Origin of the sequence: Streptomyces sp. NPDC048825, from assembly GCF_043198355.1 — a bacterium.
Classification (GTDB): domain Bacteria; phylum Actinomycetota; class Actinomycetes; order Streptomycetales; family Streptomycetaceae; genus Streptomyces; species Streptomyces xiangluensis.
The window spans coordinates 233670-254029 of the sequence record NZ_JBICUR010000002.1 but is presented as its reverse complement, the minus strand read 5'-3'; the positions used below and the strand labels follow the sequence as shown (position 1 = coordinate 254029).

19 protein-coding genes are annotated in these 20360 nt (G+C 71.1%); 8 read left to right on the top strand and 11 right to left on the bottom strand.

Features of this window, described 5'->3' with window-relative positions:
• Nucleotides 1-4: 4 nt before the first annotated feature.
• From ACGFNK_RS06500 to ACGFNK_RS06475, 6 genes are all read right to left on the bottom strand, one after another.
• Nucleotides 5-316 carry a type II toxin-antitoxin system RelE/ParE family toxin gene (locus ACGFNK_RS06500; protein ID WP_393412559.1) on the bottom strand — a complete coding sequence of 104 codons (312 nt, stop codon included), beginning with the start codon at nt 314-316 and terminating at the stop codon, nt 5-7.
• 117 nt (nt 317-433) lie between these two features.
• The gene (locus ACGFNK_RS06495; protein WP_393412557.1) at nt 434-1051 is read right to left on the bottom strand and encodes a flavin reductase family protein; all 618 of its coding nucleotides are present in this window, start codon (nt 1049-1051) and stop codon (nt 434-436) included.
• Between the two features lie 71 nt (nt 1052-1122).
• The gene (locus tag ACGFNK_RS06490; protein ID WP_393412555.1) at nt 1123-2016 is read right to left on the bottom strand and encodes an enoyl-CoA hydratase/isomerase family protein; all 894 of its coding nucleotides are present in this window, start codon (nt 2014-2016) and stop codon (nt 1123-1125) included.
• Nucleotides 2017-2155: 139 nt separating this feature from the next.
• Nucleotides 2156-4381, bottom strand: coding sequence for an acetate--CoA ligase family protein (locus ACGFNK_RS06485; protein ID WP_393412553.1), 2226 nt, complete (start codon nt 4379-4381; stop codon nt 2156-2158).
• Nucleotides 4382-5362: 981 nt separating this feature from the next.
• Nucleotides 5363-6565, bottom strand: coding sequence for a flavin-containing monooxygenase (locus tag ACGFNK_RS06480; RefSeq protein WP_393412551.1), 1203 nt, complete (start codon nt 6563-6565; stop codon nt 5363-5365).
• 182 nt (nt 6566-6747) lie between these two features.
• A complete protein-coding gene (locus tag ACGFNK_RS06475) occupies nt 6748-7137 on the bottom strand; it encodes a signal peptidase I (protein ID WP_393412549.1) in 390 nt (129 codons plus the stop codon).
• A gap of 142 nt (nt 7138-7279) precedes the next feature.
• On the opposite strand from ACGFNK_RS06475, the gene ACGFNK_RS06470 reads away from it, so the two are divergent.
• From ACGFNK_RS06470 to ACGFNK_RS06460, 3 genes are read left to right on the top strand one after another with little or no spacing between them, the layout of a single operon-like run.
• Nucleotides 7280-7729, top strand: coding sequence for a DoxX family protein (locus ACGFNK_RS06470; protein WP_393412547.1), 450 nt, complete (start codon nt 7280-7282; stop codon nt 7727-7729).
• Nucleotides 7729-8148, top strand: coding sequence for a Zn-ribbon domain-containing OB-fold protein (locus tag ACGFNK_RS06465; protein WP_393412545.1), 420 nt, complete (start codon nt 7729-7731; stop codon nt 8146-8148). The genes ACGFNK_RS06470 and ACGFNK_RS06465 overlap by 1 nt, the downstream gene beginning before the upstream one ends.
• Before the next feature lie 31 nt (nt 8149-8179).
• Nucleotides 8180-8782: a GNAT family N-acetyltransferase gene (locus tag ACGFNK_RS06460; RefSeq protein WP_393412543.1), complete on the top strand. Its 603-nt coding sequence runs from the start codon at nt 8180-8182 to the stop codon at nt 8780-8782.
• Between the two features lie 10 nt (nt 8783-8792).
• Here the strand turns inward: ACGFNK_RS06460 and ACGFNK_RS06455 are convergent, their stop codons facing one another.
• Nucleotides 8793-9449 (bottom strand): pyridoxal 5'-phosphate synthase, encoded by a 657-nt coding sequence (locus ACGFNK_RS06455; protein WP_393412541.1) that lies wholly within the window; start codon nt 9447-9449, stop codon nt 8793-8795.
• 121 nt (nt 9450-9570) lie between these two features.
• On the opposite strand from ACGFNK_RS06455, the gene ACGFNK_RS06450 reads away from it, so the two are divergent.
• Entirely contained in the window at nt 9571-10440 is an 870-nt protein-coding gene (locus tag ACGFNK_RS06450; protein ID WP_393412539.1) for a GNAT family N-acetyltransferase, read from the top strand.
• 34 nt (nt 10441-10474) lie between these two features.
• Here ACGFNK_RS06450 and ACGFNK_RS06445 read toward each other — a convergent pair whose 3' ends face one another.
• From ACGFNK_RS06445 to ACGFNK_RS06435, 3 genes are all read right to left on the bottom strand, one after another.
• Entirely contained in the window at nt 10475-10900 is a 426-nt protein-coding gene (locus ACGFNK_RS06445; RefSeq protein ID WP_393412537.1) for a pyridoxamine 5'-phosphate oxidase family protein, read from the bottom strand.
• 182 nt (nt 10901-11082) lie between these two features.
• Nucleotides 11083-12261, bottom strand: coding sequence for an acetyl-CoA acetyltransferase (locus tag ACGFNK_RS06440; protein WP_393412535.1), 1179 nt, complete (start codon nt 12259-12261; stop codon nt 11083-11085).
• A gap of 94 nt (nt 12262-12355) precedes the next feature.
• Nucleotides 12356-13987, bottom strand: coding sequence for an IS200/IS605 family accessory protein TnpB-related protein (locus ACGFNK_RS06435; RefSeq protein ID WP_393412533.1), 1632 nt, complete (start codon nt 13985-13987; stop codon nt 12356-12358).
• 276 nt (nt 13988-14263) lie between these two features.
• On the opposite strand from ACGFNK_RS06435, the gene ACGFNK_RS06430 reads away from it, so the two are divergent.
• Together ACGFNK_RS06430 and ACGFNK_RS06425 are read left to right on the top strand one after the other, a co-directional pair.
• On the top strand, nt 14264-15454 hold the full coding sequence (locus ACGFNK_RS06430; RefSeq protein ID WP_393412531.1) for an acyl-CoA dehydrogenase family protein: 1191 nt from the start codon (nt 14264-14266) through the stop codon (nt 15452-15454).
• Nucleotides 15454-15966, top strand: a complete 513-nt coding sequence (locus tag ACGFNK_RS06425) for a nitroreductase family deazaflavin-dependent oxidoreductase (RefSeq protein WP_393412529.1) — start codon at nt 15454-15456, stop codon at nt 15964-15966. The genes ACGFNK_RS06430 and ACGFNK_RS06425 overlap by 1 nt, the downstream gene beginning before the upstream one ends.
• A 154-nt stretch (nt 15967-16120) precedes the next feature.
• Here the strand turns inward: ACGFNK_RS06425 and ACGFNK_RS06420 are convergent, their stop codons facing one another.
• Complete coding sequence (locus ACGFNK_RS06420) at nt 16121-16768, bottom strand: TetR family transcriptional regulator (protein ID WP_344394320.1); 648 nt, start codon at nt 16766-16768, stop codon at nt 16121-16123.
• 100 nt (nt 16769-16868) lie between these two features.
• Here ACGFNK_RS06420 and ACGFNK_RS06415 point away from each other — a divergent pair, with 100 nt between their 5' ends.
• Both ACGFNK_RS06415 and ACGFNK_RS06410 read left to right on the top strand, forming a co-directional pair.
• Complete coding sequence (locus tag ACGFNK_RS06415) at nt 16869-17612, top strand: VOC family protein (protein ID WP_393412527.1); 744 nt, start codon at nt 16869-16871, stop codon at nt 17610-17612.
• Between the two features lie 221 nt (nt 17613-17833).
• Nucleotides 17834-20227 carry a PQQ-binding-like beta-propeller repeat protein gene (locus ACGFNK_RS06410; protein WP_393412525.1) on the top strand — a complete coding sequence of 798 codons (2394 nt, stop codon included), beginning with the start codon at nt 17834-17836 and terminating at the stop codon, nt 20225-20227.
• The last annotated feature ends 133 nt before the right edge of the window (nt 20228-20360 follow it).

Here is a 20360-nt window from a genome sequence, read left to right as displayed (position 1 = left end):
GGTCTCACTCCTCGTCCGCGCTGTGCTGGCCGTCGGCGCACCGGGCGCGGGCCCTCCGGGCACGATCGACCTCGCCGAGCTCCCGCATTCGCTGCTTGCGGAATACGGTCAGCAGGATGATCCGGCGTCCTGACGCGATCCAGCAGGTGATCCGGACCGAGTCCGTGTTCCAGTGGAAACGCAGCTCCCGGAGCTTGCCGTCCAGCTGCCGCGTGTACGGTTCGCCGAGCAGCGGTCCGCGATTGGCCAGAAGGTCGGCGTAGAACGCGGCCGTACCGCGATGGTTGTCTGTCAGCCCGAGGAACCATCGCTCCACCTCCGGCTCGAGTTCTACTTCACCTCACGTCATAACAGCGACGTTATGAACAGCCTGGCCTGCGTGCTCGAAGATCACGAGAGGTGCACTCGATCGGGTGGCGGACGATGCTCGGTGTCAGAGCCTGAACTGCCCGAACTTCCCCCGATGGAACAGCAGCGGAGCGTCATCGCCCCCGGTCGCCCCCAGCGCCTCCACCCGCCCCACCACGATCAGATGGTCCCCGCCGGTGTGCACGGCGTGGATCGTGCAGTCGATCCACGCGAGCGCCCCCTCCAGTCGCGGCGACCCGGACGCCGGCGCGGCGTCGTAGGCGACCCCCGCGAACTTATCCGCCCCGCTCACCGCGAACCCGCGGCACAACTCGCCCTGGTGCGCCCCCAGTACGTTCACACAGAACACGCCCGCGCGAGCGATCCGCGGCCACGTCGTCGACGTACGACCGGCCATGAACACGACCAGCGGCGGATCGAGCGAGAGGGAGGAGAAGGACTGGCAGGCGAAGCCGGCGGGGCCGTCCTCGCCGTCGGCGGCGGGCGCGGTGACAACGGTCACCCCGGTCGCGAAGTTCCCCAGAACGCGCCGGAATTCGCCCTGGTCGACCGGCGCCCGCTCATCGTCTCCGACAGCCCGCAGATCCGGCCGCGGCAAGGCCTCCACGGGCCCCGCGACGGTGGCGGCCCCGGCCGACCTGAGGTAGCGGACGGCAGCGGCGGCCATCCCTGCGTGTCCCATCACACCCTCCATTGAACCTGACGGACCGTCAGATAGGAACCCTCCCAACCCTCCGGGAACCCTCCAAACCCTCAACGCCCGCTGAACTCGGCCCCTCGCCGCTCCACGAACGCCGCCACTCCTTCCTTCGCGTCCGCCGTCGTCATATTGATCTCCTGCGCGGCGGCCTCGGCGGCGAAAGCGGTGGCACGGTCGGTGTCCAGGGAGGCGTTCACGAGCTGCTTCGTGAGAGCGAGGGCCCGGGTCGGCCCGGCGGCGAGGCGTTCGGCCCACTCACGGGCCGTCTTCTCCAGCTCCTCGGCCGGTACGACGCGATTGACGAGCCCGAGGCGTTGCGCGTCCGCGGCGCTCAGTGCGTCGCCGAAGAACATCAGCTCCTTGGCCCGCTGCGGTCCGATCAGCCGGGGAAGGAGGTACGCGCCACCCCCGTCGGGGACCAGGCCGCGCCGTACGAACACCTCCACGAACCGGGCCGGCTCGGCGGCGATCACCAGGTCGCAGGCGAACGCGAGGTGCGCGCCGATTCCTGCCGCGGTGCCGTTCACCGCGGCGATCACCGGCTTCTCGCAGTCGAGGACCGCGGCGATGAGGCGCTGGGCGCCGAGACGGATGACTCGGGCAACGTCGCCGGCGACCCGTTCCGCGGCGAGCGGCCCGCCGCGCAGGTCGGCGCCCGCACAGAAACCGCGGCCCGTCGCGGTGAGGACGACGGCTCGTACGTGCGGGTCGGCGGAGGCTTCGGAAAAAAGTTGGATCAGGTGTTCTCGTTGGTCAGAGGTGATGGCGTTCATCGCCTCGGGCCGGTTGAGGGTGATCCACGCGACGTGATTGTCAGTGGCGTGCCGTACCAATGACTCGAGGGAAATTTCGGGGCCGGAGCGCTGGTCGGGACCGGCGCTCCGGGATGAGCGGGACGAGCGGGACGCGTCAGGGGATTCGCGGGAAGCACGGGGGGAGTCGGACATGGGGGTACTCCGTTTCGTACGGGGCGTGGAGGGAGCCGTACGCGAAATCGTCGGCGTCGTTCGCGGGGTCTTGGGCCTCGCCCGCGGGACGGTGGGCGCCGTTCGTGCGGTGGCATGGCGGTGGCGAGGGCCGCTTGCCTCAGCGGCACACCGCCATCGCGTCCAGCGCGACGGCCCCTTGCCCCCTGGGCAGCACCATCAGCGGGTTGATGTCGAGCTCCGCCAGTTCGCCGTCGAGTTCGAGCGCCATGCGCTGCACCCGGAGCACGACCTCGATCAGGGCGTCGAGGTCGGACGGGGGACGCCCGCGGACCCCGTCGAGCAGCGCACGCCCACGCAGTTCGCCCAGCATGGCCCGCGCCTGCTCCTCGCCGAAAGGAGGCACGCGTACGGCCGTGTCCCGCAGCACTTCCACGAGTACGCCGCCGAGCCCGACCGTCACGGTCGGGCCGAAGAGATCGTCCTGCGTGACGCCCACGACCATCTCGACTCCGGGATCGACCATCTGGCACACCAGGACCCCGTCGAGCGAGACACCTTCGTAGCGGGCGATGTCGGTCAGCTCCCGGTAGGCGTCGCGGACCTGACTGGCGGAGGTCAACCCGACCTTCACCAGGCCCAGTTCGGTCTTGTGGGCGAGCTGCGCACCGGAGGCCTTCATCACGACGGGGTAGCCGACGAGCCCGGCTGCCCGCACGGCCGCCGCCGCGCTGGTCACCAACTGCTCGCGCGGTACGCGGATTCCGTACGCCCGCAGAAGCTGCTTCGCCGCGTGCTCGCTCAGCTGCTGTCCCGGCCGCATCAGCGCCTGCGCCTTGCGGAAGGAGGGCGAGGGCGTGCGCGGCGCCTCGTCGAAGGGGGAGCGGTACGAAGCGGTGAAGCGGGCGTGGTCGAGGTGGGCGCGGACAGCCGTGATGCAGTTCGCGAAGGTGCGGAAGGTGGCGACGCGGGAGGACCCCAGCAGGGTGTCGCGGTACGCGGACTCGGTGCCGACCGGCGATCCCCACACCACGCACACCAGTTTGTCCGTCTGCTCCGCCGCCTCCACCAGGTCCTGCGCCAGCTGGTCGCTCATCGGCGGGAAGGGCCCGGTGATCGGGCAGATGAGCACGCCCACCGCCGGGTCGTCGAGGATCGCGTCGATGATTTTGCGGCCACGCCAGTCGCCCACGGGGTGGCCGCCGTTGTCGACGGGATTGGCGACGTCGAGGTACTCCGGTATCCACTGGTGCAGCTCGGTCTGCTTGGCGTCCGACAGCCGGGGCAGACGCAGTCCCGCCTCGGTCGCCAGATCCGAGAAGTGCGCGCCCGTGCCGCCCGAGATCGAATACACGACGACGCCGTCGGCGCTCAAGGGCCGGGCGCGGGCCAACAGGGCCGCGGTGTCCTGGAGTTCGTCGAGTCCGTCGACGCGGATCACGCCGTACTGCCGCATCGCCGCGTCCACCACCGTGTCGGCGCCGGTCAGCTTTCCGGTGTGTGAGGCGGCCGTGCGGGCCCCGGTCTCGGTGCGGCCGACCTTGACCGCGACGACGGGGACACCGCGCCGGGCCGCCCGGTCGGCGGCGAGCATGAAGGCGCGGCCGTCCTTCAGCCCCTCGACGTAGCAGGCGATGGCGCCGACCTCCGGCTGCTCGGCGAAGTAGGAGATGAAGTCGGCGGTCTCCAGGTCGGCCTCGTTGCCGGTGGGCGCCCAGTGCGAGAGTCGCACGCCCAGCTCCTGCATCGTGAAGACGGGACGCCCCTGGTGCCCGGACTGGGTGATCAGCGCGATCGCCGGCCCGTCCAGGTCGTCGCGGAACTTCTCGAAGGCGTTGAGGTTGGTGTTCGGCCCGAGCAGCCGCAGCCCGGAGCGCTCCACGGCGGCGGCGAGGCGGGCCTGCGCGGCGGCGCCCTCCGCTCCGGTCTCGGCGAACCCGGAGGCGAAGGCCACCGCGAACTTCACTTTGGCCTCGGCGAGTTCCTCGACCACAGGGAGGGGGTCGGAGACCAACAGCACGGCCAGGTCGACCTGTTCGGGCAGGTCTGCGACAGAAGGGACGCAGGATATGCCGAAGACGGACTGACGGGTGGGGTGCACCGGATGCAGCCGGGCACCGACACGCTCGGCCCAGGAGAGCAACTGCCTGGTGATGCCGGTGTTCGGCCGCCCCTCGGCATCCGAGGCGCCGACGACGGCCACGGACTCGGGGCGGAAGAAGCGGTCGAGGTCGGGTACGCCGGCGTACAGCGGCCGGCCGCTGACGTCGAGGTCGTCGGTGTCGGCGGGCCTGCCGTGCACGGCAGGCGCCGGTTGCTCGCCGCAGGCGATGACCCGGGCCCGGCGGGAGTCGGTGGTGAAGGTGCCGTGGGTTGATCCAAGCATCGGTCCGCCCGCTCCTGTGTGACTGCCAATAACTGACGCAGTGTCAGATTACTTAACTGACGCCGTGTCAGGAACCGGCCTGCATGCAAAGAACTTGTGGCGGACACATGGTTGGTACCCGCCACGGTCGTCAGGGGAACGTGGCTGGACGGCATCCGGGTGCGCCGGACGGCCTCCGCGGCCACACACTCTCCGGAGCGGAGGGCGCCGTCTGTGTAGCCGTTCCGGAAGCCGGAGGTTTCCGTGCAGGACTGGTGGATGCCGTCGGCGGGCTTGCGACGGGCTTGCGGAGGGCGGGGCCGTGGGCGACGGGCCGCCCTGCCCCGAGGCGTGGTGCACCCGGCAGCGCGCCAGGCGCGGGTGGGCGGCGCCGCGCACGGCGATGCCCGACTGGCCGGCCGCCACGACCGCTGCCCGCTCGCCGTGCCCGCGGCAGCTCGCGGTGCGGCTGCCGCCCGCACCGCCGCGCCCTCTGCCGTACGCCTTGGCCGCTGGCCGCTGGCCGCTGGCCGCGCTGCGCCCACGACCGATGTGCCCGGTCACTGCGCCATGAGGCCGTCGGCCGCACCGGCGTGCCCGAGACCACCTGCCGGTGCGGGCCGTCGCCCGCACCGGCGTGCCCAGCGACCGCCCTTCGCGCCCGCGCCCTTGTTCCTGCGACCGCCCGCCGACGTGGGTATCGACCACTGTGCGGCCGACGGCACGCGCCCGCGCGCTGGTGCGGGCCGTCGCCCGCACCGGCGTGCCCAGCGACCGCTTGCCGCGCCCGCGCCCTTCGTTCCCGCGACCGCCCGCCGACGTGGGTATCGACCACTGTGCGGCCGACGGCACGCGCCCGCGCGCTGGTGCGGGCCGCCGCCCGCACCGGCGTGCCCAGCGACCGCTTGCCGCGCCCGCGCCCTTCGTTCCCGCGACCGCCCGCCGGCGCGGGCTATCGACCCCGTGCGCCGGTGCGGGCTGTCGCCCGTGCCGACGGACCCGCTATCCCCGCTCGCCCGCCTTCACCTTCGCCAGCGCCTTCGCGATTCTCTGGGCGTCCAGGGCGAGTTCGCGGAGCATGCCGCTGATGGGGTTGGTGAAGCCGGTGAAGTAGAGGCCGGGGGCGTTCTTCGGGGTGCGGCCGCCGTGGACAACCGGGCGGCCGCGTTCGGACAGGACGCCGAGGTGGCCGACGAGGTCCTCCAGGGCGCGGCGGTAGCCGGTCGCGGCGATGACGACGTCAGGGCCGATCCGGTCGCCGTTCGCGAGGACGACCTTGCCGTCCTCGAAACCGTCGACGGCGGCCACGATCTCGACCTTCCCTTGGCGTACGGCGTCGATCAGGCCGACGTCCTGCACCGGGACCGAGCCTTCGTTGACGCGGGAGTAGAGCCCGGTGTCAGGCCGGGGCAGGCCGTGGGCCGACAGATCCGGCACGCTGATCTTCCCCACCGGCCCGGCCAGCCGGTCCACCCAGGCGACCGGCAGCCGGCGTACGAGAATCCCGGTGCGCTGGGCGGGCCACCCGGCCGTGGACCGGCGCAGGATGTGCGGCGCGGTCCGCACCGAGAGCCGTACGCGCGAGGCCCCGCCCTCGACGAGGTCGACGGCGATCTCGGCACCCGTGTTGCCGATGCCGACGACGAGGACGTCGCGGCCGGCGTAGGGGGCGGCGTTGCGGTACTGGCCGGCATGCAGCAGCTCGCCGCTGTACGCGTCGCGGCCCGGCCAGTCGGGCACGTGGGGCGTGTGGTTGTAGCCGGTGGCGACCACGACCGCGCTACCGGTCAACTCGCGCCCGCCGGTGGCCCGCAACAGCCAGCCGGTGCCGTCCGCGGCGGGCTCCACGCGGGAAACCTCGACGCCGGTTACGACCTCGAGCTCGTGGTGCTCCGCGTACTTCTCCAGATACCGCACCACGTTGTCCCGCGAGACCCAGCGCCCGAACGAGCGCGGCATCGCCAGGCCCGGCAGGGACGACAACCGCCGGGTCGTATGCAGATGCAGCCGGTCGTAATGCCGCCGCCAGGACGCCCCGACGTGCTCGGATCTCTCCAGCACGACGGCTCGTACGCCCTGGGCGCGCAGGGCGTACGCCGCCGAGAGTCCGCCCGGGCCGCCGCCGATGACGTACACGGGTCGGTCTTCGTGGGACGGCACCGCGTGGTGTGTCGGAGGACGCGTCGCGTCGGAAGAGTCGGCCATGGGCCAGAGCGTATTCACCACGTCACTTGATGGGTATCGGTCAAGCCCGGAATCGATTGCGAATCGATCACGGCTGTGTGGAGATTGGGTGGGATTCGTGGCGCGGGCGCCTCGGAGTGGGGGGCCGATGAGGCGCGTGAAGAGTCACGAGGCCGGGTCCGCCACTGCGCGGGCCCTCCCGCTCATGCACTCGAAGCCGTGCGCTCCTCCTGTGGCACGGCATAGCCGGGAACGGACGGCCACCGCACGGTCAGCACCACCGATTCCTCCTCCGCGGCCCAGGAGTGGTCCACTCCGTGGCCCCATACGACGTAATCGCCCTGGCGTTCCAGCAGAACGCTGCGGCCGGGCAGCTCGACCCGGAAGCGACCGCTGATCAGCACCAGCAGGGCCGTGCGTTCCTCGCCCCGCACCCACTGTGCTCGCTTGTCGCCCCTGGGGTGGACGCCCCACTTGATCTCCACCGCGTCGCTCCGACGAGGATCACCCTCGTCCTTGAAGTGCCCGAGCAGCCACCCGCGGTCCAGCGCCGCGTCCCTGCCCGCGTTGCCCACGTACACGCCGTCGCCCATGTGGCCGAACGCTAACACCGGCCGACTCGGCCCCTGCCGCGGCCGCCCCTGGGAAGAGTCTCGCCTCCTCACGGTCTTGCGTGACTGCCGCACATCCGCTGAACTGACGTATCGTCAGATTCCTTCGACCGCAGGGAAGTCCATGGACACGATCTGGCTCACCGGTGCGGAATGGGTCGCCGTGCTGCGTATCGGGCTCGGGCTGTGGTGGCTGGAGAGCTGGCGGCACAAGGACAAGAAGGGGTGGTTCGAGCGGGGGACGGGGATCGCCTGGGCGGCGGATGTCGCGGCGAAGCATCGTTGGACCGCGGTGCGCAGCGGCTTCGACGTCGTCGTCGCGCCGCGTCCGCGGGCCATGGCGTACGTCGTCGTGTACGCGGAACTCGCCCTGGGACTGGGACTGATCGCCGGATTCCTGACCCCGATCGCCCTGGTCGGGGGCCTCCTCCTCAACCTCCTCTACCTCGTTCTCATGATCCACGACTGGGCCGAGCAGGGGCAGAACTCGATGATGGCCCTGATCTCCCTGGTGGCCCTGTTCGGGATGTCGTGGCAGACGTGGTCGCTGGACAGTGTGCTGGGGCTCTTCTGATGGGGGCGCCGCGGTTCGATGTGCCGGAGGTGGATGCCTTCACCCGTGCCTACTGGGAGGCGGCCGGCCGGGGGGAGTTGCTGCTACGGCGGTGCGGTGGGTGCGGGCGGGCCCATCACTACCCGCGCGAGTTCTGCCCGTACTGCTGGAGCGAGGACGTGGCCTGGGAGCGGGCGAGCGGGCGCGCCACGCTCTACACCTGGTCCGTCGTACACCGCAATGATCTCCCGCCCTTCGGGGGTCGTACGCCGTACGTCGCTGCTGTCGTCGATCTCGCCGAAGGGCCGCGGATGATGACCGAGGTGGTGGAGTGCGGGGAGAGCGCGCTGCGGGCCGGGATGGGTCTTGAGGTGACGTTTCGGGAGATGGGAGAGGGCGCGGGGGAGGTCGTCGTGCCGGTGTTCCGACCCCGGGTGTGAGGCGTGGAGACGTACGGGTTTCAATGGAGCGATGGCCCGGTTTCGCACGCGGTTCCTCGTCAATCCGTTCCCCGAACTACGCGGCCACGGACTGCGGTTGTGCTCCTGGGACCCGGAGTCCGACCGTGATGTCGAAGCGTGGCTGCGCGGCAGGACCGACCCGGAGTTCCAGCGCTGGAACTCGCCACTCCAGGAGGTCACCGACATCGACGGCGCCCGGGACGCGCTCCGCTCGCGGACCGAGAGCGCGGCGGACGGCAGCGCCGCCTCCTTCCGCGTCACGGACGCGGACACCGGGGCGACACTCGGCCACATCGGCGTCAACGAGATCGACACCGTCACACGCTGCGCCCGCGTCGGCTACTGGGTCCTGCCCCAGGCCCGCGGACACCGAGTCGCCACCCGGGCGCTGGCGCTCGCCTCCCGCTGGGCCCTCACCGAACTCGGCCTTCATCGCCTGGAGTTGGGCCACGCCCTCGGCCACGACGCCTCCTGTCACATCGCGAACCGCTGCGGCTTCCTTCCCGAGGGCACCCTGCGCGACGCGATGTTCGAAGCGGGCCACCGTGACGCGTTCCGGGACGTGCACCTGCACGCCCGGCTCGCCACAGATCCGGAACCCGGCGCTCCGTGATGAGCCGCCCTCACGGCCACAGCAGCTGTCTGGCCCAATCCCCGTCCGTACGGAGATAGTCGAGGCGTACGTGACGTCGCTGGGCGTCCCCCTGGAAGAACTCCACCTCGTCCGGTTGGACGCGGTACAAGGTCCATGAGGGGGCCTGGGCGTCGGGCTCCCGTTGCGCCCGTGCCCAGGCGGACTCCGATGTGCGGGCCAACTCCCCGACAGAATCCAGTACTTCGCTCTGGTGGCCGACCAGAGCCGCTGCCAGGGCACCGGTCGATCGGGCGTGCAGGTCTGCCTGGGATTCCTCCGGTGGGGCGAGCGTCACCGGGCCGCGTACGCGAACCTGGCGGCCCTGCGCCGGCCAGTAGAAGCCGAGGGCCGCGTAGGGGCGGGTGGCCAGGTGGCGGCCCTTGCGGCTGGTGGCGTGGGTGGCGAAGGACCAGCCGTTCGCGTCGGCGCCGTGCAGCATCACCGTGCGGACGTCGGGCAGACCGTCCTCGTCCGACGTCGCGAGCGACATGGTGTGCGGCTCGGCCTGACCGGCCGCCACGGCTTCCGCGAGCCAGCGCGCGAAGAGAGGCAACGGCTCGTCGGGCGCCTCGGCCGGGTCGAAGACGGGCAACTCGGTGTCCCACACGCGCAGGGAACGCAGCAGCTCGTGAAGATCCGTTTCCATAGGGGGAGTATCGCCCTATGGAGCGTCCCGCCGGTCGGCAACGGCCGCATACCAGGCAAGCGGCGCCGGGCACCCGGCGTAAATCGCGCGCGTCGCGGGGCAGCCCACGGGACCATTGGGTATGGCTTCCGTTGCGCCCGACTGGCACCTCACCCGTGACCTCGAGATCTTCCTCGACCGTGCCGGAAGCTTCCTGAGCTCGCAACCCGCCCTGCACACCGTGCAGTTGACGGTCACCGACGCACTGGGCAGATCGGGCTCGGCCGCCTTCGGGCCGGAGCCGCCACACTTCGCGTGGCTCGCGGACCGGGACGGTGCCGTGCGGGCCACCGCCCTGCGGACACCTCCGTACGACCTGAACATGACCGCCACCACCCCCGAGCTTGCCGACGCGCTCGCCGCGCGGCTGTCGGAGGCAGGTCACGCGCTCCCCGGTGTCCACGGTCCCGCGGACACGGCCGCGGGCTTCGCCGGAGCCTGGGAACGCCGCAGCGGAGCCACCGCCCAGCTCACGACGAACCAGCGGCTCTACCGGCTCGGCACGCTCACACCACCCGACCCGGCCCCGCCCGGCAGGGCGAGGCCCGCCACCCGGGACGACCACGGGCTGGTCGCGCGGTGGTACGCCGAGTTCTGCACGGCGGCCGGCGGGAGAGCCCACCACGACCCGGACCGCTGGGCCGAGGGGCGCCTCGCCCGCGGGGGCATCACGTTCTGGGAGACGCCGGACGGCACGCCCGTCGCGATGGCGGGCGCCATCCCCAAGGTCGCCGGGCAGATCCGCGTCGCGCCCGTCTACACCCCGCCCGCTCTACGGGGCCGCGGTTACGCGAGTGCCGCCACCGCCGCGGTCAGCCGCGCGGCGCTCACCGCGGGCGCCGACGAGGTGCTGCTCTTCACCGACCTCGCCAATCCGACCAGTAACGCGCTGTATCAGCGGATCGGCTATCGGCCGGTACGGGACTTCGCCGTGCACACGTTCCGTGCGTGACGTTCCGTGCGTGACGTCCCGTACGTGGTGCGCCTCAGACCGAACCGAGGTCCGACGACAGCCAGTGCTCGGGGCGCATACGGACGATCACCTGCTCGCCGTGTTCCTTCCAGGCGTAGTCGACATAGCCGTCGACCTTGTCGGCCGGGAGGTAGCGGGCGGCGAGTTCCCGGAGGTGCTCGATGGTGGCGGGGGTCGTGTCGATCACCGGGCCCTCGATCGACACGTACCGGATCGTGGGTTCCAGCCGGTCGACCAGCAGGGAGAACCGGCCCGCCGCACCGAGCAGCCGGTTCTTGCGGGAATCGATCCCGATCAGGATCCATACGGTGCCGTCGGCCGCGTACTGGTACCAGACCGGCACAGTGACCGGACCCCGTCCCTCCCCGGCGTCCACCGCGAACGCGGCGACGTGGGGCTCGGCCAGGAACTGCTCACGCTCTTCTCGACTCAGGGCCATATCGGTCTCCTCCACCCTTCCGGGATGCGGACAGTGCGGACAGTGCTCCTCTGAGTCAGCGTGCCCCGTACTGCCCGGTATTCCGACAGTCCCTCGGTGACGGCCCGAGCCCGCCAGGACCGTGGCTCAGCCCCGGAGTGTGGATCACCGCTGGTTCACCCGAACGAGGAGTTCTCCCGACCTCACCCCCGCCCCAACACCACCGTCCCCGACGAGCAGAACCACCCCCCGGTCCCGGACGCGACGGCCAGCCGGGGCAACTCCCCATCCCTTCGCCGCACTTGTCGCGCACCCGCCTCCCCCCGCAACTGCCGTACCGCCTCCACGAGCAGGAACAGCCCCCGCATGCCCGGGTGCTGGGCCGACAGGCCGCCGCCGTCTGTGTTCACCGGCAGATCCCCGCCCACCAGCAGTCGGCCCTTCTCGGCGAACGCGCCGCCCTCGCCCTTCTTGCAGAAGCCCAGGTCCTCGAGGGTGACGAGCGTCATGTAGGTGAAGGCGTCGTAGAGCTGTGCCACGTCCACCTCCTCGGGGCGGACTCCCGCGCGGGCGAACGCCAGCTTCCCGCTCACCGCCGCCGGGGACACCGTGAAGTCGGGCCACTCGGACATGGTGGTGTGGGAGACGTGTTCGCCGGTGCCGAGGATCCAGACCGGTGGCGTACGGCAGTCGCGTACGTACTCCTCGGCCGCCAGCAGGACCGCCGCGCCGCCGTCGGAACGTATGCAGCAGTGCAGCTTGGTGAAGGGGTCCGCGATCATCGGGCCCGACAGCACGTCCTCGACCGTGATCGGATCGCGGAACATGGCGTCCGGGTTCAGCGCCGCGTTGGCGCGTGCCTGGACGGCGACGGAGGCCAGCTGCTCGATGGTGGTGCCGTATTCGATCATGTGGCGGCGGGCGGCCATGGCGTACTTGGCGATCAGGCTGTGCCCGTACGGGACCTCGAACTGCAGCGGACCCCGTGCGCCGAACGACAGGTTGCCGGTACGGCGGCCTGCCTTGATGTCCGCGCGGGCCGTGGACCCGTACACCAGCAGGACCGCGTTCGCGTGCCCGGCGGCGATCGCGTCCGCCGCGTGGGCCGCCATGACCTCCCAGGTCGAGCCGCCCACCGAGGTCGAGTCGACCCACGTCGGCTGCAGGCCCAGGTACTCCGCCACCTCGATGGGCGCGAGCGTGCCGAGGCCCGCCGACGCGAAACCGTCGACGACCTCGCGGGTCAGGCCCGAGTCGGCCAGGGCCCGGCGTGCCGCCTGCGCGTGCAGGGCGTACGGGGTCGCCTCGTCCACCCGGCCGCAGTCGGAGAGGGAGACGCCGACCACCGCCACCTTCCGCGCCTTCCGCTGAGGCTGAGTCATGAATCTGACGGTACATCAGGTAATGCCGACTCCGGCAGGGCGCCGCGGCTCTGCGCAAGCGCACCTCTGCGCACACCCATGCGGCACACCGTTCCTAAAGACTGAGCGGGAGTGAGTCCTGTTGCCAGAAATCATGCTCAGCCGAACGCCCCGGACGGTGTTGGGCGTTCTGGTTGCCCGCGTTCGCTCCGCGTCCGGCGCCGACGGATCGTGTCCGTGGTCCGGGAATGCGGGGGCGGGTTTCCTCACGCCCAAGGAGGCCCGGTCTGGCCTGGACGGTCCGATGCCCCGCACGATCACTCCGGTCGTGTGGGGGCGGTGCCGTCCGTCGCCGGATCGGGTGTCCCTGGGCGCGCCTTCCGATCGCCACGGCAGCAGCATCATGGCGAGTGGTTGTGCGAGTCGTCGCAGTGAGAGGTTTCTGCCAGTGCTGGGCACCCCACCGGCTGGTGTAGGCCGGATCAACGGCGATGACCGCGATACCCGTCTGATCCGCCATCGACGCCAGCCGGGCACGGAGCTTCCCGGTGGGCATACCGGAAATCAGCTGCCGGAACCGCTTACGTCGTCCGTGTCTCTCGCGGGTCTTCTCGGCGGCGAAGTCCAGGTCCTCCACCGCGATCGCCTTCACACCGCAGGTCTTCGCCCAGTGCAGGAGGCGGGTCAGGGCGTGGCGGACCTGGGCGTCACGATGCTCGGCGGTGCCGGTCAGGTCGCAGGAGAAGCGGCGCGGGCTGCCGGTGGGGTTGCCGTGGGTGTCGAGGCGCCAGGCGGCAAGGTGGTCGGCGTTCATGTCGACACCGATCACACCATGGGCGAGCGCCGCCTCGATGGGCAGGGTGGGGGTGGGCGGAATCTGCCAGGAGGCCGTCACATACCAGCGGTCCCGTCCGGCACCGAGGTGGATGCGGTAGGCGATCGCCCGGTCGGCCGCGACGCGATCCGCCCACTCGCTGCCCCGGTGCGGGAACACGATCCGGCAGGCCAGGATGTACCGGCCGTGCGGGGCGTTCGCCAGATGCGCGAGCGGTGCGGGGAGTTTGATGCTCACCTCGCCCTCGGGGCTGATACGGATGGTCTCGTTGCCGTAGCGCTTGCCGGACTCCCCGTCCGCCTGACAGAACCAGCGCTCCGCCTCCCAACGACCGCGCCATCCGGACTCCGTGAGCTGGGCCGCCTCCAGGTGATGGCGGGTGCGGGCCAGACGTTTGCCGCCGCGCACGACGTGCACGAGTCCGGCCTCGCGGTCGGCCCGCGCGGCAGCCAGCCGGTCCTGAAGCACCCGCAGCCGCCGCGACTTGGCATGCCATTCCCGCTGGGACCGGTAACCCCCCGGCGCCTTCTTCGTCCCTTTCTGACCGACCGGCAGCGACAGGCGGTCCTCGATGGTACGGACGCCCGCTTCCAGGTTCTGGATGTGTGCGAACTGGCAGCGGCGGGCCAGCGCCCACTGGTCATGCGACGCCTTGGTGATACTGCCCGCCCACCGCGACGACGACAGCGGCGTCAACTCCCGCTTACGCACCGCCCACGCCTCACCGGAATGCGAAAGGCCGTCCCGGCAACGCGCCTTGAGATCCTTGGAAGCCAGCGACCCCAGATGCGCCCCCACCAGGCGCAGCACCTTCTCATCGTCCGGCGTCAGGTGCTTGAGGCGGGTCCGGACGGCCACACCACTCGGACCGGACGCGACGAACGGCGCCGCGATGCTCCTCAGCTCACCCACCCCGTCACCCCCGCCCGGCCCCACCCGAAGATCCCGTCGCCCATGAGAAACGAGCGCCGCCCAGGAAGGTCACACATTCGATGCAAGAACGTCAGTCCCCCACCGAGAACCAGCCCCACGGCCGAGGCGCGCGACACGACACGGATCTCGCGCGCTCACTCCCGCTCACCAGAACGCTCTTGAACACACTCCAGCGGCAACAGCTCCGCACCCCTGTGCATCTGGAGACGCCCGCTCTACCATGACGCGCCGTCAGATTCCGAGGAGGAGGGGCCCATGGACGCCCGCTTCACCGCCGAACAGGACGAGATCCGCCGCACCCTGCGCGAGCTGCTCCTCAAACGCTGCGGCCCTGAGGAGGTCAGGGCCGCCGTGGGAACTGCGGACGGCCACGACCCCGCACTCTGGGAAGCCCTGGCCGGGCAGCTCGGACTGCCGGGTCTCGCGCTCCCCGAGGCGTACGGCGGTATCGGCTGCTCGGCCACCGAACTAGCCCTGGCAAGCGAAGAGTTGGGCCGCGCCCTGGCTCCCTCGCCCCTCCTGTCCACCGCCGTACTGAGCGGCCCCCTGCTCCTCGCCCTCGGCACCGACGAGCAGCGGAGCAAGCTTCTCCCGCGCCTCGCCTCCGGCGAACTGACCGCCGCCCTCGCCGTACCCGGCACGTGTCTCGCCACTGCCCTCGGCCTGACCGGTGACAACCGCGGTGACTGGGCGGGCGGTGGCCGAGCGGGAGGCGTACAGGCCAAGCGCCCGGAAGGCGGCGCCTGGCGGCTCTACGGGCAGGTCGATCAGGTGCTGGACGGGCACTGTGCGGGGCTGCTGGTCGTGGCCGCCCACACCGGTGGGTTCTCCCGTTCCCGCACGCTGCTGTTCCTCGTCCGGTCAGGGAGCGACGGGCTCGTACGCATACGGCAGACGTCCCTCGACGAGACCCGCCCGCAGGCGCGTATCCAGCTCCGGAATGTCGAGGCGGTGTTGATCGGCGAGGAGTCCGCCGATGTCACCGGCGCGCTGACCGCCGTCGGAGACGCCGCCGCCGCCACCCTCGCCGCCGAAGCCGTCGGTGCCGCCGATCGCGCACTGGAGCGGACCGTCGAGTACGTCAGGCAGCGGGAGCAGTTCGGGCGGGTGATCGGGTCGTTCCAGGCGGTCAAGCACCGGCTGGCCGATCTGTACGTACAGGTCCAGGCAGCCCGCTCGGCCGCCTATTATGCGGCCTGGGCGACGGCCGCGAGCGACGAGCGCGTGGGGGGGCTGGCGCTCGCGCAGGCACTGGAGGCCTTCCGCGTCACCGCGTCCGAGGGAGTGCAGTTGCACGGCGGGATCGGGTTCACCTGGGAACACGAGGCGCATCTGTACTTCAAGCGGGCGGCCGGCGACGAGCTGCTCTTCGGGCCGGTGCACCGGCTGCGCGCATACGCTGCGGAGCAAGCGCACCTCTTCGACAGTGGCGAGGTGGCGGTCTGATGCCCACTGGAGCACAGCACGGGCCGAACGCCCGGCGCGTACCGAAAGCGGTACAGAAGGCAGTACAGAGCGTGTCTTCGACCCGCGCATTCGCCCGCGTCGCCCCGCGCCTCGTCCCCGCGATGGACCGCGCCGTACACCGGCTCACCCGTGGGAAAGTCCTGCTCAGCGCCCAGCTGCTGCCCGGCGTGATCCTCACGGCGCGCGGGGCGAGGAGCGGGCTCCCCCGGCGTACGCCGCTCGCCTGCATGCCGGAGGAGAGCGGATCCTGGATTCTCATCGGGTCCAACTTCGGGCGTACGGACCACCCCGCCTGGACGGCCAACCTCCTCGCCCACCCCGACGCGGAGATCAATTGGAAGGGCAGGGACATCCCGGTCACCGCCCAGCTTCTGCACGGGGAGGAACGGGACACGGTGTGGAAGGCGCTGCTGGACTTCTGGCCGCCGTACGCGACGTACCAGGCCCGGGTCACTCGTGAGATACGGATCTTCCGGCTCGTACGACGCTGACTCGTGCGATGCCGACCAGCCCCCCAACGCGACAGACGGCAGCTCACCGGAGCGAACTCCGAAGTGAACTGCCGTCTGTCTGACAGGATTTGGGCCTACGAAAGCGTGGGGAGTGTGGGGGGTACCAAACCGTACTGACAACTACCGGGGTGAACTATCTTGTCGGCTTCTTGCCGGTCACGCCCATATGCACCAACAGGGCAAGATTCGGCTTGAGTTCAGCCTGTTTGACGCCCCAGGACTGGAAGCCCTTCTGGTGCGAGGCCACCGCCGCGAGCATCGCGACGAGCGAACCGGCCATCGCCGCCGGGCTCACGTCCTTGTCGACCTTGCCCTTGGCCTGAAGCTCCTTGACCGTGTTCGTAAGGGAGTTGTTCACGGAGTTCAGGATCTTCATACGGATCTTGTAGAACCGTTTGTCCCCCTCCGCGGCACCCAGGTCGACGACGCGCAGGATGGCATCGTTTTTGCGCCAGAAGTCGAGGAACCCGTCGACGAGTTCCTGAGCGGTCTGCCAGCCGGCCTTGCCGACCCAGGATCGCCCCTCGAGCAGTTCGGTCAACCCCGCACCCTCCGCGGCCATTTGCTCGGCGATCTCCAGGACAGCACCCTCGACATCTGGGAAGTACTGGTAGAAGGTCGCCGGTGACGTGCCCGCCTTCCGCGCGACGTCAATGACTTTGACGTCCCGGTAGGGCGACGAGCTGAGCATCTCGCTGAGGCAGTCGAGCAGCTTCTGCCGAGTCGCCTGCCCACGCCGTCCGGCCACTCGGCCGTCGACGGTACGCACTTGTCCTGTCATGCCGTCAGCTTACCGAGGGGTGATCGGGGCGCGATTCGGCCGACTGCAAATGGGGTGCGGCTGCCCTGCGAGATGCCGGGGAGGCGCTTAGCTTGGCAGTATGGCCGAATCGAAGCCTTCTGCCACAGACGCCGGTGACGCCGGTTTCGGGGAGGGCGTCCCGTGCTGGGTCGACGCCCAGCTCCCCGATGTGGAGGCGGGCAAGCGCTTCTACGGCGAGCTCTTCGGGTGGACCTTCGAGGCGGGGCGCGGGTCCTCCACCTGGGTGTACAGCGAGGGGCGGGCCGTCGCCGCGCTCACGCCCAAGCGGGACGGGCGGATGCCCACCGTGTGGACGGTGTACTTCGCGACTCCGGACGCCTTCGCCCTGGCCGGGCGGATCCGGGAAGCGGGCGGTCAGGTGATCACGGATCCGGTGCCGGTGGACACGTACGGCACGATGGCGCTGGCCGCCGACCCGGAGGGTGCCGTGTTCGGGCTGTGGGAGGGCGACGAGCACGCCGGTTTCGAACGGCGGCACGAGCCGGGCAGCTTCGCCTGGGTCGAGCTGTACGCCCGGGACACCAAGGTCGCCGACGACTTCTACGGCGAACTCTTCCACGACACCCTCCTGGGCCCCGATGCCGCGCCCGACTTCGGCCGTGTCGCCATCGGCGAAGTCTTCCCCGCGGAGATGCCGCCGCACTTCCTTGTCCACTTCCAGGTGGTGGACCCCGATGCCGTACTGGGTACGGTGATCCGACTGGGCGGCCGAATCCAGGTGCCTCCCTTCGAAGCGTCGTACGGGAGTGTGGCAGTCGTCACTGACAATCAAGGGGCGTCTTTCGCGGTGCTCCAGCGCTGAAGAGAGCCGAGAAGCGCTGAAAAAGTACTGAAAGGTACTGAGCGGAGAGAAAGACGTGACGTAATTGTCCCGGAACGCCCTGAGACATCCAGGTCCGGCCCCGGGTTCGCAACCGGTGCCCGGGCCAGGAAGAATCGGAGTGCGTGCCGCCGGAGCGGTTCGGTGGTGAGACGCTGCGCAGTGGCTGGAAACACAGCCGCGTACGGGGAGGTGGCAGGCAAGTGGTGGATCAGCTGACGCAGCACGATCCGCGGCGGATCGGGCCGTTCGAGGTGCTGGGACGGCTGGGTGCCGGCGGCATGGGGCTGGTCTATCTGGCGCGCTCGGCTTCGGGCCGGCGGGTGGCGATCAAGACGGTCCGTACGGAACTCGCCGAGGACCAGCTGTTCCGGGTCCGCTTCACCCGCGAGGTCGAGGCGGCCCGTGCCGTGTCGGGCTTCTACACGGCGGCCGTGGTCGACGCCGACCCGCGCGCGGCCGTGCCGTGGCTGGCCACCGCGTACGTCCCCGCGCCCTCCCTCGAAGAGATAGTGACCGAGTGCGGGCCGCTCCCGGCCCAGGCGGTGCGCTGGCTGGCGGCGGGCGTCGCGGAGGCGCTGCAGTCCATCCATGGCGCCGGACTCGTGCACCGGGACCTCAAGCCGTCCAATGTCCTCGTCGTCGAGGACGGACCGCGCGTGATCGACTTCGGTATCGCGTCCGGCGTCTCCAACACCCGGCTGACGATGACCAACGTCGCCGTCGGCACCCCCGCCTATATGTCGCCCGAGCAGGCCAAGGACTCACGCAGCGTGACCGGCGCGAGCGATGTCTTCTCGCTCGGCTCGATGCTTGTGTTCGCCGCCACCGGCCATGCGCCCTTCCACGGCGCGAACCCGGTCGAGACCGTCTTCATGCTGCTCCGGGAAGGCCCGGACCTCGAAGGCCTGCCGGAGGAACTGCGGCCGCTGATCGAGTCCTGTATGCAGATGGAGGCCACGGCCCGCCCCAATCCCGCCGACCTCCAGGCCCAGCTCGCACCGCATCTGTTCGGCTCGGGCTCCGACGACAGTGGTACGGCCTCCGCGTGGCTGCCCGAGCGTGCCGTGAGCCTGATCGAGACGCGGCGCGGGGGGCGTCCGGCGGCGAAGCCGTCGTCGTCCGGCGGCGGCCGCAGCGGCGGGCGGGGCGCTCCCGATGCCGGGGGCGCCGCCGGGCCCGCGGCGCCCGCCCTGCCGCCACCGCCGCCGCATGATCCGCCCGTCCCCGTCGGCGCGGGTACAGGCCGGCACGGTGGCGCCCCCGACAACGGGCCCGTACGTCTCGCAGGGGCCCCCGTGCCCATCGGGCCGGGCCCGCGCGTCTCCGACGCCCGCGCCGCCGCCGTGAAGGCACCTCCTCCGGACGCGGGACTCGCCGCTTCCTGGGCCCGCCCGCGCCCCGGCGTCAACGGCGCCGACCCCGTCGTACCCGCGCCCATGACGGCTCCCGCGCCGGACGGCGGCTCGTCCTGGCGGCCGTGGCGCTTCCGCATGTCGAACGACGTGTGGGGCACGCCCGCCGTCGCCGGCGATCTCGTCTACGTCACCTCCTTCGAAGTCCACGCCCTGGACGTGGCGACCGGCCGCCGCCGCTTCAAGACGCGGGACGTCGCCTGGTCGATGACGGTCTCGGACGGCCGTATCCACGCATCGGACGGGCCCACCCTCTTCGCCCTGGACGCCCGCGAGGGCGGCGACCTGTGGCGGCTGCCGACCGACGCCTGGGTGTACTCCCTCAAGGCCGATCGCGGCACCGTCGTCACCGGCACCCGCGGCGGCGGTGTACAGGCCTGGGAGGCGTCCAACGGCCAGAAGCTCTGGGAGCTCACCGGCGCCCAGGCCGACTTCGAGTCGCCCGAGGCCGGGCCCGTCGTCCACGAGGGAACGGTGTATGTGTGGAAGGACGCCCGTCTGCGCGCCCTCGAAGCGCGCACGGGCGACGAACGCTGGTCCTACCCCATCGGCGACGCGGCCTCCTGCGGTGGCGTCCCTCTCCGCCTCACCCATGGCGACGACGGATACGTGTACGTGTCCGCCGGCACCCGCGTCCTCGCCATCGACGTCGCCGGCGGCCACGTCCGCTGGCACTTCGAGGCGCCCGCCGTCTTCCTGAGCCCGCCCACGTTCGCGCCCGGCCCGGCGGTCACCGGCGGCGGGATCTATCTCGCCGACTACCTCGGCACGGTGTACGCCCTCGACGCCACGGACGGCCGTGACCGCTGGCGTATCGCCACCGAGTCCCGTGCCTCGATCGACCCCGTGCTCGTCGAGGCCGGGCACGTCCACGTGGGCAGCGGCAAGGGCCTCTACACCCTGGACGCCGTCACGGGCACCCCGAAGTGGCGCTTCCAGGCCGGCGGCGACCTCGTCGGCGCCCCCGCGGTCGCGGACGGCCGCATCCACTTCGGCTCCACGGACCATCTCCTCTACACCCTGAAGGCGGACGACGGGCGCCTGCGCTGGAAGCTCGCCACGGGCGGGGAGATCACGGGTGCTCCGGTCGTCAAGGACGGGGTGGTGTACGCGTGCAGCAAGGACCGGTGTGTGTATGCGCTGGATGCGGAGAAGGGGACGGGGACGGCGCGGACGGCTTGACGGGGGTTCGTTCCGCCCCCGCTGCCCCTGCCCGTCCCATCCTCGGGGCCGGCCCCGGAGCCCCGCTGGGCGGCTGCGCCCCCAGACCCTCTTCGGGGCTCCGCCCCGGAGCCCGTTTCGGGGGCCGGCCCCC